The organism is Pseudomonas mucoides (assembly GCF_015461845.1).
GTDB classification, from domain to species: domain Bacteria; phylum Pseudomonadota; class Gammaproteobacteria; order Pseudomonadales; family Pseudomonadaceae; genus Aquipseudomonas; species Aquipseudomonas mucoides.
The window spans coordinates 13489-27814 of record NZ_JACOPW010000004.1; the positions used below are offsets into that span (position 1 = coordinate 13489).

Consider the following 14326-nt stretch of genomic DNA (forward strand, 5'->3'; position numbering starts at 1 on the left):
ATGGCGCTAAATGGATTTGGCGTACCGAGTCGATCTCGACTCCTTGCCAACACCTCATCCATTTGTGAGTTCGCCCTATGTTCGACTCTCTCTCTATCCGTCTGAAAATCGTTTTGCTGTCCGGTCTGTGTCTGCTCGGCGTGGTCGCTCTGATCGTCGGCATGAACATTTACCAGACCAATCAGAACGATGATCTGGTCAACGCCTCCAGCAGCAAGATGCTCACCGACAGTGTGCAGAACCTGCTGCAAGCCAAGGCGGCGGAACAGGCCGTGCGAGTGCAGAAGACCTTCGGCGAAACCCTGACGGTGGTGACCGCCCTGGCGGACCAGATCAAGGACATGCGCAACATGGCCGCCAAGCGCTCGCTGGAGGCGGGTGCGTTGCGTGAAGAGTTGAACCAGAGCATCAAGACCGCGTTCGAGCGCAACGCAAAAGTATTGGGCGTCTGGCTGGCGTTCGAGCCTAACGGGCTGGATGGCAAGGACAGCGAGTTCGTCAATGATGCGGTCCGCCAGTCCAACGAAGCCGGGCGTTTCGCCACGTACTGGAGCCGCGCAGGGGGTGAAGTGCTCAACACCGTCATGGTCGAAGAAGACATGACCAAAACCACCCTGAACCTCAGCGGCACGCCCTACAACGTCTGGTACACCTGCCCGCGCGACAGCAAGCGTACCTGCCTGCTCGACCCCTACGCCGACACCATCGGCGCTAACAAAACAGAAGTGTTGATGACCACCATTTCCGTGCCGCTGCTGGTGGATGGCAAGTCCATTGGCGTGGTCGGTATCGACATTGCCCTCGATGCGCTGCAAGCGGCGGCGGTCGACTCCCAGCGTGAACTGTTCAACAGCGCCGGGCACATGCTGATCGTCTCCGGCACCGGCGTGCTGGCGGCTAACAGTGTCGACGCCGGTAAAGTCGGCAAGCCTATCGGCGAAACCCTGGGCGCGGACGGCAAGGACATCCTGCAATTGCTCAGCGGTGGTGCGCCGAAGATTGTGCAGCAAGGCGACCTGATTCGCGCGGTGTACCCGGTCAGCCCGATTGCCGATGCGAAGGCCTGGGCTGTGGTGATCGACCTGCCTAAACAAGTGTTGCTGGCCGACTCGGTAAAACTGCAAGCGGTGCTCGATGACGCCCAGCAAAGCGGCACGATTAAAACAGTGCTGGTCGCCGTGATTGCCGGCCTGGTAGGTTTGCTGCTGACCTGGCTCACCGCCTCGGGCGTTACCCGGCCGATCAACAGCGTGGCCCAGATGCTCAAGGCGATTGCCAGCGGCGACGGCGACCTGACCCAGCGTTTGCACTACAGCAAGAAAGACGAATTGGGCGAACTGGTCAGCTGGTTCAACCGCTTCCTCGACAAGCTGCAACCGACCATCGCGCAGATCAAGCAAAGCATCACCGACGCCCGCGGCACTGCCGACCAGTCTTCGGAAATCGCCCGTCAGACCAGCGAAGGCATGCAGGTGCAGTTCCGCGAAATCGACCAGGTCGCCACCGCGTCCAACGAAATGAGCGCTACCGCCCACGACGTTGCCAACAGTGCCTCGAACGCAGCCAACGCCGCCAAAGGGGCCGACCAGTCGGCACGCGATGGCATGCAGATCATCGAGCGCAGCACCCGCGACATTAATCAACTGGCCGACGAAGTCAGCAAAGCCGTGACGGAAGTCGAAGCGCTGGCGGTGAACAGCGAGCAGATCGGTTCGGTACTGGAAGTGATCCGCAGCATTGCCGAGCAGACTAACCTGCTGGCGCTCAACGCTGCGATTGAAGCGGCGCGTGCCGGCGAGAGTGGGCGCGGCTTTGCGGTGGTGGCCGATGAAGTACGCAACCTGGCCAAACGCACCCAGGACTCGGTGGAAGAAATTCGCCAGGTGATCGAACGCATCCAGAGCGGCACACGCGGCGTGGTCGCCACCATGCATTCGAGCCAGACCCAGGCGCACAACAACGCCGGGCAGATCCAGCAAGCGGTGCAGGCCCTGGGCAAAATCAGTGACGCGGTGACGGTGATCAGCGACATGAACCTGCAAATCGCCAGCGCCGCCGAACAGCAAAGCGCCGTGGCCGAAGAGGTCAACCGCAACGTCTCGGCGATCCGTACCGTCACCGAAACCCTGACCGGCCAGGCCACCGAATCGGCGCAGATCAGCAGCCAGCTCAACTCGCTGACCACCCACCAGATGAAACTGATGGACCAGTTCCGGGTTTAAGGCTTCACCTCGCGCCTACAAGGGGGGGCAGTGTTGAAGCTGACATCATCGTTTCATCCGGCCAGCCAGTTTTTTGAACTATGATCGGGCTCTCGTTCCGGAGGGCCTTCGATGACTGATCTACTCACGTCCATTCAAACCGCACTCGGCTTGCCCCACACCCCAATTCCCTTCACGTCGAGCGGCGCCCTGCCCTCGGCGTTTGCCGTGACCGACCTTGCCTGCGCCAGCATTGCCGCAGCCGGGCAGGCGGTCAGCGAATTGCTGCAGCAGCACACCGGTCGCTTGCCCGGGGTTGAAGTCGACCGCCGCCTCGCGTCGTTCTGGTTCGCCACCTCGATCCGCCCCATCGGCTGGAGCGTTCCGCCGCTGTGGGACCCGATTGCCGGTGACTACGCGACGAAGGACGGCTGGATCCGCCTGCACACCAACGCGCCCCATCACCGCGCCGCGGCTGAAAGCGTGCTCGGCACCTGCGCCGACCGCGCGGCGATGGCGAGCAACGTGGCGCAATGGGCCAGCAGTGGTCTGGAACAGGCCGTGGTCGACGCCGGAGGATGCGCCGCCGAGATGCGCACTTGGGCGCAATGGCAGCAACACCCACAAGGTATGGCCGTGAACACCGAGCCGTTGATTCAGTTCAGCGGCGACCAAGGGCAACCGGCGAAACCGTGGCAAGGTTCCGTGGCTCAGCCGCTGGCCGGGCTCAAGGTGCTGGACCTGACCCGCGTGCTGGCCGGTCCGGTCGCCAGCCGTTTTCTCGCCGGCCTCGGGGCGGATGTTTTGCGCATCGACCCACCGACCTGGAACGAACCCGGCGTGGTGCCGGAAATCACCCTGGGCAAACGCTGCGCGCGCCTGGACCTGCACAACAACGATGATCGCGCGGTGTTCGAAACGCTGCTCAAAGAGGCTGACATCCTCCTGCACGGCTACCGCGCCGATGCGCTGGAACGCATGGGTTACGGGGCTGCTGAACGCCGGAGGCTGGCACCGGGGCTGATCGATGTCAGCCTCAATGCGTACGGCTGGAGCGGACCGTGGCAGAACCGCCGTGGTTTCGACAGTTTGGTGCAGATGAGCAGCGGGATTGCCGAGGCCGGGATGCACTGGAAAAACGCGGACAAACCGACGCCGTTGCCAGTGCAGGCACTCGACCACGCGACCGGGTATTTGATGGCGGCGGCAGCAATCAGGTTGTTGGGGCGCGGGGGTTCGGCGCGGCTTTCGTTGGCGCGTACAGCAAAGTTGCTGATTGAAAATGGCCCGGGAACGGCCGAGGCATTACGAGCGGAGGATGACAACGACCAGGGGCTGGTGGTTGAGCAGACACCTTGGGGACCGGCGCATCGGCTGCATGTGCCGCTGAGAATAATCGGTACTCCGTTGCAGTGGGCACTGCCGGCAACTGAATTGGGTTCCCATCGCGCGCAGTGGGGGTGATTGCAAGGGCCCCATCGCGAGCAAGCTCGCTCCCACAGGTTTTGTGAACAACACAAATCCACTGTGGGAGCGAGCTTGCTCGCGATGAGGCCAGCAGAATCAATACAAATCCCGGATCAGCTCAATCCATCCGGCTCAGCGATGTCCAAAGCAACTGCGCCGCATACCCTCGACAAGGTCGCCACGCCTCGGCGCGCAACAGCAATTCGCGCGCCGTCACCGGCCTTTGCTCGAGTGCCGCCAACGCCTTGATCAACCCCACATCCCCGGACGGAAACGCATCCTCCTCACGCAACTGACGCAAGGCAATGTACTGCGCCGTCCAGTCACCAATCCCGTGTAACGCCAACAACCGCGCCACACCGCCCTCCCGCCCCGGCGCAAACAACAGCGAATCATCCAGCAGCGCCTGAGCCACGCCGGACAAGGTCCGCCCTCGGCTTTTCGGCATGCCCAACCTCGCCAGATCCGCCTGCGCCAACACGACAGGCTCAGGAAAAACATGGCTCAAACCCGCCAGCGGCGAGGAAAAGGGCGCACCATACTGCGCGACCAATTTACCCGCCAACCGAATCGCCGCGCCCACGGTAATCTGCTGCCCCAGCACGGCCCGAATCGCCAGCTCCAGCCCATCCCAGGCCCCCGGCACCCGCAAGCCCGGACGCTCGGCCATCAAGCGCGCCATCAACGGGTCCCGCTTCAACTGCCGATGAATCGACGGCAAATCCGCGTCCAGATCAAACATCCGTCGCACGCGCGCCACGATCTCGGGCACCGCCGACTCCTGCGCAAAATCCAGCGTCAGCTCAAGCGCATCACCGCCCGCCGGCCTGATCGAAAACGTACCGTGAACACCGTTAAACCCGATGCTGCGCGAGTACACCCCATCGGTCACGATTTCCATACCGGCCACCGCCCGCGCCGACAAGAACTGCAACATCGCCGCCCAGTCATACGGCGGTTGATACGCCAGCAGCAACCTCATAACGACAGTAAACCGCTGTACAACCCATATGCGGCCAACCCGGCACCAATCAGGACACCAGTAAAAATGCCCTTCTCTACATGAGTGAACAACGGCTCGCCCTGCTCGTGCTTGGCCTTGGCAAACAGAATCACCCCCGGCGCATACAGCAGCGCCGACAGCAGCAGGTATTTGACCCCGCCGGCATACAGCAACCACACCGCATACCCCAGCGCGACCCCACCGATCATCAGGTCTTTGGTGCGCTCGGCACTGGCGTGTTCGTAGGTTTCGCCGCGTCCGCTCAACAATACCGCGTACGCCGCCGACCACAGGTACGGCACCAGAATCATCGAGGACGCGAGGTAGATCAGGCTGGTGTAAGTGCCGGCGGAAAACAGCGTGATCAGCAGGAAGAGCTGGATCATCACGTTGGTCAGCCACAGGGCGTTGACCGGCACATGGTTGGCGTTTTCCTTCTTCAGGAAAGCCGGCATGGTCTTGTCCTTCGCCGTGGCGAACAGGATCTCGGCACACAGCAGCGCCCATGACAGCAACGCCCCCAACAGCGAAATCGCCAGGCCGATACTGATCAGCAACGCGCCCCAAGGCCCGACGATATGTTCCAGCACCGCTGCCAGTGACGGGTTTTGCAAGTTGGCCAGTTGCGGCTGGCTCATGATCCCCAGCGACAACACGTTCACCAACACCAGCAATGCCAGCACCCCGAGAAAGCCGATGACCGTCGCCCGGCCCACGTCCGAGCGTTTCTCCGCACGCGCCGAATACACACTGGCACCTTCAATGCCGATAAACACGAACACCGTCACCAGCATCATGTTGCGCACCTGGTCCATCACTCCGCCGAAACTCGGGTTGCTTCGGCCCCAGATGTCGCGGGTAAAGACGTCAGCCTTGAAAGCGACGGCGGCAATGACGATGAACATGATCAGCGGCACGATCTTGGCCACAGTGGTCACCTGGTTGATGAACGCCGCCTCCTTGATCCCGCGCATCACCAGAAAATGCACGGCCCACAGCAGCACCGAGGCGCAGCCAATAGCAGTCGGCGTATTGCCCTGGCCAAAGACCGGAAAGAAATAACCGAGGGTGCTGAACAGCAGCACGAAATAACCGACGTTGCCCAGCCAGGCACTGATCCAGTACCCCCACGCCGACGAGAACCCCATGTAGTCACCGAAGCCGGCCTTGGCGTAGGCGTACACCCCGGAGTCCAGTTCGGGTTTGCGATTGGCCAGGGTCTGGAAGACGAACGCCAGGGTCAGCATGCCGACAGCAGTAATGGCCCATCCGATCAGCACCGCCCCCGCGTCGGCCCGCGCTGCCATGTTCTGCGGCAACGAGAAAATCCCGCCGCCAATCATCGACCCCACCACCAGGGCGATCAGTGCGCTCAGGCGTAGCTTTTGCGTGGGTTGTGACATTCCAGCATCTCCATTTTTGTCCACAGTCGGCCAAGGGCTGTCATGGTTTTGAAACCTTCAAGGGGTTGGCTTAACTAAATAGATACAGCGTAATAACGTTTATTAGATAAAGCCATTTCGGACACGGTTATTTATAGCCGATCACTCTATAGGCGTCTTGGCAAAGAGCGAATTTGTCGATGAATCCCAATAAATCAAATCCACACTGGAAACGACTGCCAAATAGTTGCGGAAACGCCAAAACGAACTAATTTAAAGATCGCCAGCCAAGCTCTCTTATTTCGGATAGCTCTGAGCGAGCCGTCTGGAATAGGCTTCTGCGGCAATCCGTGTGTGGCCAGAGCAACATCCAAAAGTCTTTATTTAACAATGGAATGTGCCAATGCACTGATCTAAGTCAGATGTTTGAACAGCTAACAGAACTACTCTGTTGTCTCTCTTCTCCTGCACTGGAGTCATGCGATGTCTGAATCCCCCGGAAAACTGAAACTCGGCGCATTGGTTGCACTGGTTGTTGGCTCAATGATTGGGGGCGGGATCTTTTCCTTGCCACAAAACATGGCCGCCAGTGCGGACGTTGGCGCGGTCCTGATCGGCTGGGCCATTACCGCTGTCGGCATGCTCACGCTGGCCTTCGTCTTTCAGACCCTGGCCAACCGCAAGCCTGATCTGGATGGCGGGGTGTACGCCTACGCCAAGGCCGGTTTCGGCGACTACATGGGTTTCTCTTCCGCCTGGGGGTACTGGATCAGTGCCTGGCTGGGCAACGTCGGCTACTTCGTTCTGCTGTTCAGCACCCTCGGCTACTTCTTCCCCATTTTTGGCGAGGGTAATACGGTCGCAGCCATCATCGGTGCATCGGTCCTGCTCTGGGGTGTGCATTTCCTCGTGTTGCGCGGGATCAAGGAAGCGGCGTTCATCAACCTGGTGACCACGGTCGCCAAAATCGTGCCGCTGCTGCTGTTTGTGCTGATCGCGATTTTCGCCTTCAAACTGGACATCTTCACCGCCGACATCTGGGGTTTGAAAAACCCGGACCTGGGCAGCGTGATGAACCAGGTGCGCAAAATGATGCTGGTCACCGTCTGGGTGTTCATCGGCATCGAGGGCGCGAGCATTTTCTCGGCCCGCGCAGAAAAACGCACCGACGTCGGTAAAGCCACCGTCATCGGTTTCATCACCGTGCTGCTGTTCCTGGTGCTGGTGAACGTATTGTCCCTGGGGATCATGACCCAACCGGAACTGGCCAAGCTGCAGAACCCGTCGATGGCGGCCGTGCTGGAGCATGTGGTCGGTCATTGGGGCGCGGTGCTGATCAGCGTCGGTCTGGTCATCTCGCTGCTGGGGGCCTTGCTGTCGTGGGTACTGCTGTGTGCGGAGATCATGTTCGCCGCCGCCAAGGACCACACCATGCCGGAGTTCCTGCGCAAGGAAAACGCCAACCACGTGCCGGTCAACGCCCTGTGGCTGACCAACGCAATGGTGCAGCTGTTCCTGGTCATCACCCTGTTTTCGGCCAGTACTTACCTGTCGCTGATCTACCTCGCCACTTCGATGATCCTGGTGCCCTACCTGTGGTCGGCGGCTTACGCACTGTTGCTGGCGGTACGCGGTGAGAGCTACGAAATCGACAAGGCCGATCGTTCCAAGGACCTGTTCATCGCCAGCATCGCGGTGATCTACGCCGTCTGGCTGGTCTACGCCGGCGGCACCAAATACCTGCTGCTGTCCGCCCTGCTCTATGCGCCCGGCGTGATCCTGTTCGCCAAGGCCAAGCGAGAACTGGGCAAACCTGTTTTCACCAACGTCGAGAAGCTGATTTTTGCAGCCGTGATCATAGGTGCCGTAGTGGCGGCCTATGGACTGTATTCCGGCTTCCTGACTCTGTAACACCTGAATAATTTGTCATCTGGAGGATCACTGTAATGACCACGGAAAAAGTTAAGTACGGCGTGCATTCCGAAGCCGGCAAACTGCGCAAAGTCATGGTTTGCTCCCCCGGCCTGGCCCACCAGCGGCTCACCCCGAATAACTGTGACGAGCTGCTGTTTGATGATGTGCTGTGGGTCGCCCAAGCCAAGCGTGACCACTTCGACTTCGTCACCAAGATGCGCGAACGCGGGATCGACGTTGTGGAAATGCACAACCTGTTGACCGACATCGTCGCCATCCCCGAAGCGCTGGAATGGATTCTGGAGCGCAAGGTCACCGCCGATTCGGTGGGTTTGGGCCTGATCAATGAAGTGAAATCCTGGCTGCTCAGCCTGGAGCCACGTCATATCGCCGAGTTCCTGATTGGCGGTGTCTCCGCCGATGACCTGCCGGACAGCTTCGGTGGCAAAACCATCCAGATGTTCCGCGACTTCCTCGGCCATTCCAGCTTCATTCTGCCGCCACTGCCCAACACTCAGTTCACCCGCGACACCACGTGCTGGATCTACGGTGGCGTGACCCTGAACCCGATGTACTGGCCGGCACGCCGTCAGGAAACCCTGCTGACCACCGCCATCTATAAATTCCACCCGCAGTTCACCAACGCCGAATTCGAGATCTGGTACGGCGACCCGGACCAGGATCACGGCAGCTCCACCCTTGAGGGCGGCGACGTGATGCCGATCGGCAACGGCGTAGTGCTGATCGGTATGGGCGAGCGTTCGTCGCGCCAGGCCATCGGTCAATTGGCGCTGAACCTGTTCAAACACAAAGCCGTGGAAAAAGTCATCGTCGCCGGCCTGCCAAAATCCCGCGCCGCGATGCACCTGGACACCGTGTTCAGCTTCTGTGACCGCGACCTGGTCACTATTTTTCCCGAAGTCGTGAACCAGATCGTCGCCTTCACCCTGCGTCCGGACGAAAAGAAACCGGGCGGCATCGACATCCGACGCGAAGACGGCACGTTCCTCGACACCGTGGCCAAGGCACTCAACCTGAAAGCGTTGCGGGTCGTCGAAACCGGCGGCAACAGCTTCGCCGCCGAACGCGAACAGTGGGATGACGGTAACAACGTGGTGGCCGTGGAGCCGGGCGTGGTCATCGGTTATGACCGTAACACCTACACCAACACCTTGCTGCGCAAGGCGGGTATCGAGGTCATCACCATCAGCGCCGGCGAACTGGGGCGTGGACGTGGGGGCGGCCACTGCATGACCTGCCCGATCATTCGCGACCCTATCGACTATTAATCTTTGAGCCCTGGCCGCTGCTGCCCTCTACCCGAAGGCAAGCACGGCCAGGGGGATAACCGACATCTAAGGAGATCCATCATGGCTTTTAACATTCACAACCGTAATTTGCTGAGCCTGGAACACCACACCCCTCGTGAATTGCGTTATCTGCTCGACCTGTCCCGCGACCTCAAACGCGCCAAGTACACCGGCACCGAGCAACAGCACCTCAAAGGCAACAACATCGCGCTGATCTTCGAAAAAACCTCGACCCGCACCCGTTGCGCCTTCGAAGTCGCCGCTTATGACCAGGGTGCCAACGTCACCTACATCGACCCGAACTCTTCGCAGATCGGCCATAAAGAAAGCATGAAAGACACCGCCCGCGTGCTGGGGCGCATGTACGACGCTATCGAGTACCGTGGCTTCAAGCAGGAAATCGTTGAAGAACTGGCCAAGTTTGCCGGTGTGCCCGTGTTCAACGGCCTGACCGATGAATACCACCCAACGCAAATGATCGCCGACGTGCTGACCATGCGCGAACACGCCGACAAGCCGATCCACGACATCAGCTACGTCTACCTGGGCGACGCCCGCAACAACATGGGTAACTCGCTGCTGCTGATCGGCGCCAAGCTGGGCATGGACGTGCGCATCTGCGCGCCAAAAGCCCTGTGGCCGCTGGACGATCTGGTTGAGCGTTGCCACAAATATGCCGAAGAAAGCGGCGCGCGCATCACCCTGACCGAAGACACGAAAGTCGCGGTCAAGGGCGTGGACTTCATTCACACCGACGTGTGGGTCTCGATGGGTGAACCGGTCGAAGCCTGGGCTGAACGTATCCAGCAACTGCTGCCGTATCAGGTCAACGCCGAACTGATGAAAGCCACCGGCAACCCACGCACCAAGTTCATGCACTGCCTGCCGGCCTTCCACAACAGTGATACCAAAGTCGGCAAACAGATTGCCGAGCAGTACCCGAACCTGAAGAACGGCATCGAAGTGACTGATGACGTGTTCGAGTCGCCGGCCTGCATTGCCTTCGAGCAAGCGGAAAACCGCATGCACACGATCAAGGCGATTCTGGTGTCGACCCTGGCTGACCTTTAACGGCGCACCCGGCTCCCACTGACTGGACTCAGTCAATGTGGGCGCCGGCTTTTGTGGGAGCCGGGCTTGCCCAGGGCGGCGTTCCGATGATGGCATCACCTCGTTGTGACTGATTCACCGAGGCGTCTGCATCGCTGGCAAGCCAGGCTTCCACAATGACCGCATTCGTCTTACGAGACCTCACTGTTTTCTGGAAGGACTGCATTATGCGTATCGTCGTAGCTCTGGGCGGTAACGCCCTGCTCCGCCGTGGTGAACCCATGACCGCGGACAACCAGCGCGCCAACATCCGGATCGCCACTGAACAAATCGCCAAGGTCCATGCCGGCAACCAACTGGTGATCGCTCACGGTAATGGCCCGCAGGTCGGCCTGTTGTCGCTGCAAGCCGCGGCCTACACCTCGGTGTCCCCTTACCCGCTGGACGTGCTCGGTGCCGAAACCGAAGGCATGATCGGCTACATCATTGAACAGGAACTGGGCAACCTGCTGGATTTCGAAGTGCCTTTCGCCACCCTGCTCACCCAGGTCGAAGTCGACGCCAACGACCCGGCGTTCCAGAAGCCCAGCAAACCCATCGGCCCGGTCTATACCAAGGCTGAAGCGGAGAAACTCGCCGCCGAGAAAGGCTGGGCGATTGCCCCGGACGGCGACAAGTACCGTCGCGTGGTGGCCAGCCCGAAACCGAAACGCATTTTCGAAATCCGCCCGATCAAATGGCTGCTGGAAAAAGGCAGCATCGTGATCTGCGCCGGCGGTGGCGGCATCCCGACCATGTATACCGCGCCCGGCAAACTGGAAGGCGTCGAAGCGGTGATCGATAAAGACCTGTGCTCGGCGCTGCTGGCCGAACAACTCGAGGCCGATCTGCTGGTGATCGCCACCGACGTCAACGCCGCGTTTATCGACTATGGCAAGCCGACCCAGAAAGCCATCGGCCAGGCTCACCCGGATGAAATGGAAAAACTCGGCTTCGCCGCAGGCTCCATGGGACCCAAGGTTCAAGCGGCTTGCGAGTTCGCCCGTCACACTGGAAAAACCGCGGTAATCGGTTCACTCTCGGACATTGAAGCGATCGTCCAGGGCAAGGCAGGTACGCGTATCAGCACGGCGAAACCTGGCATTACTTACTTGTAAGGAGAGACGTCTATGGCAAAGTTTGAACCAGGTCACTTGCACATCGAGCGTCACGCGCTGACCCCGGATGATGTCAGCTACAACATTTTCCTCGACTATGAAGTCAGCAAGAACCCCAAAGGGGAAAAAGGCATCCAGTTCAGGATGCATGGCGACATTCAGGGCAAGAAAGTGGACGAGCCCTTCTTCCTGCGCAAGGAGGAGGCCTACAACTTTGCCAACAACGTGACGGTTATCGCCGAGAAGTACGGCATTCCAAAGACACACAGCCAGATTGGTTCGGTTCACAAGCATTACGATCTGATGTTTGAAGACATCCGGGTGCAACTGGACATGAAGTCCGGCGACCCGGTGAACCTCGAGAACTTCGAGTAACCCACACTCCCCCTGTAGGAGTGAGCCTGCTCGCGATAGCGGACTGACATTCACCATGGATGTCGACTGATACACCGCTATCGCGAGCAGGCACACTCCTACAAAGGTTCGGTGTGGGCCTGAAATCCCGCGCAGGATTTCACCATTCGCCCGCCCCAAGGCATACTTGCGCCCCTCCGCACTCCAGAACCAAATACCGCCCCATGCGTATCCACGTCAGTTTCATCGACCGCGTCGGTATCACCCAGGAAGTCCTGGCCCTGCTCGGTGGGCGCAATCTCAATCTGGATGCGGTGGAAATGGTCCCGCCCAACGTTTACATCGATGCCCCGACCCTGAGCCCGGAAGTCCTCGAAGAGCTGCGCGATGCGCTGTTCAGCGTGCGTGGCGTGCAAGCGGTGACGGTGGTCGACATCCTTCCCGGCCAGCGTCGACACCTGCAACTCGACGCATTGCTCGCGGCCATGACCGACCCGGTACTGGCTCTCGACAGTGCCGGCAAAGTGTTGCTGGCCAACCCGGCATTGATCGCGCTGTACGGGCGTGAACCGGCGGGTGAAAGCATCGCCGACTTGTTCGCCGACCCGGCGCTGCTCGACGCGTTGCTGGAACAGGGCTTTCGTTTGCCGCTGCGGGAAATCACGGTCAACGGCCAGACCTTGTTGCTGGACGCCACGCCGATCACCGACGCGGGTGCCCTGCTGACGCTGTATCAACCCAACCGCATCGGCGAACGCCTCTCGGCGCTGCACCATGATCACGCCGAAGGATTCGATGCGCTGCTCGGCGAGTCGCCGGTGATCCGCACCCTCAAGGCGCGCGCGCAACGGGTGGCGGCGCTCGATGCACCACTGCTGATTCAGGGTGAAACCGGCACCGGTAAGGAACTGGTGGCCCGGGCCTGCCACGCCATCAGCGCGCGGCACAGTTCGCCCTTTCTTGCGTTGAACTGCGCAGCATTGCCGGAGAACCTCGCCGAAAGCGAACTGTTCGGCTACGCCCCCGGTGCCTTTACCGGCGCGCAACGGGGCGGCAAACCGGGGCTGATGGAACTGGCCAACCAGGGCACGGTGTTTCTCGATGAAATCGGGGAGATGTCGCCGTACTTGCAGGCGAAACTACTGCGGTTTCTCAATGACGGCAGTTTCCGTCGGGTCGGCGGTGATCGTGAGGTGAAGGTCAATGTGCGGATCCTCAGCGCCACCCACCGCGATCTGGAAAAAATGGTCAGCGAAGGCACCTTCCGCGAAGACCTGTTTTACCGCCTCAACGTACTCAACGTTGAAGTCCCGCCGCTGCGCGAACGCGGCCAGGACATTCTGCTGCTCGCCCGCTACTTCATGCAGCAAGCCTGTGCGCAGATCCAGCGCCCGGTCTGTCGCCTGGCGCCGGGCACCTACCCGGCACTGCTGGGCAATCGCTGGCCGGGCAACGTGCGGCAATTGCAGAACGTGATTTTCCGCGCCGCGGCAATTTGCGAAAGCACGCTGGTCGACATCGGCGACCTCGACATCGCCGGCACCTCGGTGGCGCGCCAGAGCGACAGCGATGTCGACAGCCTGGAGCAGGCGATGGAAGAGTTCGAGAAAACCCTGCTGGAAAAACTCTACGTCAGCTACCCCTCGACTCGCCAACTGGCCAGCCGCCTGCAGACGTCCCACACGGCGATTGCCCATCGGTTGCGCAAGTACGGCATACCCAACAAGCCCTGAGCCTGAGGTTGAACCACAACCCACAAACACCACAAAACCCTGTGGGTGGCCCCAGAACATCTCTCCAAAAACGACCTCCATCTGTACTGAAAGCGCTACAGCGGAACGATATCGCTACACCCCTCCCTGATCACGGCTGTGCAAGGCTTTGATCCACCTCGGCTTTCTTCCCTGACCTTGTCCGTATCGATTTCGCTACAGCGGGCGAATTCCGTCGACTCGCAAAACGCCACAAACCACTGATTAATAAAGACAAAACCAACATTGGCCGTGTTCTTGCTATGTAGTCCGGCATAACAGGGCTTTTTTGCCCAAGCATTCAATAGCGTCCACCAGACGAGTCTGGCCCCCTTAGGAGTTCTCATGAGCGATTTGCGTTTTACTGAAGATCACGAATGGCTGCGCACCGAAGCTGACGGCACCGTTACTGTCGGCATCACCGCTTTCGCACAGAACGCCTTGGGCGACGTGGTTTTCGTACAACTGCCTGAGCTGCAGTCCTACGACAAAGGCGCTGAAGCCGCCACCGTGGAATCGGTAAAAGCCGCCAGCGGCGTCTACATGCCGCTCGACGGCGAGGTGCTGGAAGTCAACCCGGCACTCGACAGCAGCCCTGAACTGGTCAACGAAGATCCGCTGGGCGAAGGCTGGTTCTTCCGCTTCCAGCCAAGCGACGCCTCTGCCGTCGCCCAACTGCTGGACCAGGACGCCTACGACCGCCTGATCAAAGCCCAAGCCGAAGCCTGAGGAGCACC

General features: G+C 60.1%; 11 protein-coding genes. 9 read left to right on the top strand and 2 right to left on the bottom strand.

All coding sequences use genetic code 11. The features are described 5' to 3' along the window. The first annotated feature begins 77 nt into the window (after positions 1-77). Both H8F22_RS33295 and H8F22_RS18885 read left to right on the top strand, forming a co-directional pair. Positions 78-2222, top strand: coding sequence for a methyl-accepting chemotaxis protein (locus H8F22_RS33295; protein ID WP_027922961.1), 2145 nt, complete (start codon positions 78-80; stop codon positions 2220-2222). Positions 2223-2333: 111 nt separating this feature from the next. After that, positions 2334-3665 (top strand): CoA transferase, encoded by a 1332-nt coding sequence (locus H8F22_RS18885; RefSeq protein ID WP_027922960.1) that lies wholly within the window; start codon positions 2334-2336, stop codon positions 3663-3665. Between the two features lie 121 nt (positions 3666-3786). Here H8F22_RS18885 and H8F22_RS18890 read toward each other — a convergent pair whose 3' ends face one another. Continuing rightward, on the bottom strand, positions 3787-4650 hold the full coding sequence (locus H8F22_RS18890; RefSeq protein ID WP_194940544.1) for a DNA-3-methyladenine glycosylase family protein: 864 nt from the start codon (positions 4648-4650) through the stop codon (positions 3787-3789). Beyond that, positions 4647-6074 (bottom strand): arginine-ornithine antiporter, encoded by a 1428-nt coding sequence (arcD, locus tag H8F22_RS18895; RefSeq protein WP_059182267.1) that lies wholly within the window; start codon positions 6072-6074, stop codon positions 4647-4649. Before arcD (H8F22_RS18895) ends, H8F22_RS18890 begins: the two co-directional genes overlap by 4 nt. A gap of 462 nt (positions 6075-6536) precedes the next feature. Between arcD (H8F22_RS18895) and arcD (H8F22_RS18900) the strand changes: the two genes are divergently transcribed. The 7 genes from arcD (H8F22_RS18900) to gcvH all read left to right on the top strand — a co-directional run bounded on the left by arcD (H8F22_RS18900) (position 6537) and on the right by gcvH (position 14318). Continuing rightward, positions 6537-7964 carry an arginine-ornithine antiporter gene (gene arcD, locus H8F22_RS18900; RefSeq protein WP_027922957.1) on the top strand — a complete coding sequence of 476 codons (1428 nt, stop codon included), beginning with the start codon at positions 6537-6539 and terminating at the stop codon, positions 7962-7964. Between the two features lie 35 nt (positions 7965-7999). Further along, positions 8000-9256, top strand: a complete 1257-nt coding sequence (gene arcA / locus H8F22_RS18905) for an arginine deiminase (RefSeq protein WP_027922956.1) — start codon at positions 8000-8002, stop codon at positions 9254-9256. A gap of 81 nt (positions 9257-9337) precedes the next feature. Then, complete coding sequence (locus H8F22_RS18910; RefSeq protein ID WP_027922955.1) at positions 9338-10348, top strand: ornithine carbamoyltransferase; 1011 nt, start codon at positions 9338-9340, stop codon at positions 10346-10348. A gap of 206 nt (positions 10349-10554) precedes the next feature. After that, positions 10555-11484: a carbamate kinase gene (gene arcC / locus H8F22_RS18915; protein ID WP_027922954.1), complete on the top strand. Its 930-nt coding sequence runs from the start codon at positions 10555-10557 to the stop codon at positions 11482-11484. A gap of 12 nt (positions 11485-11496) precedes the next feature. Beyond that, a complete protein-coding gene (locus H8F22_RS18920; RefSeq protein ID WP_027922953.1) occupies positions 11497-11859 on the top strand; it encodes a DUF5064 family protein in 363 nt (120 codons plus the stop codon). A 203-nt stretch (positions 11860-12062) separates the two neighbouring features. Beyond that, on the top strand, positions 12063-13571 hold the full coding sequence (locus H8F22_RS18925) for a sigma-54-dependent transcriptional regulator (RefSeq protein WP_027922952.1): 1509 nt from the start codon (positions 12063-12065) through the stop codon (positions 13569-13571). Positions 13572-13934: 363 nt separating this feature from the next. Further along, on the top strand, positions 13935-14318 hold the full coding sequence (gene gcvH, locus H8F22_RS18930) for a glycine cleavage system protein GcvH (RefSeq protein WP_027922951.1): 384 nt from the start codon (positions 13935-13937) through the stop codon (positions 14316-14318). The last annotated feature ends 8 nt before the right edge of the window (positions 14319-14326 follow it).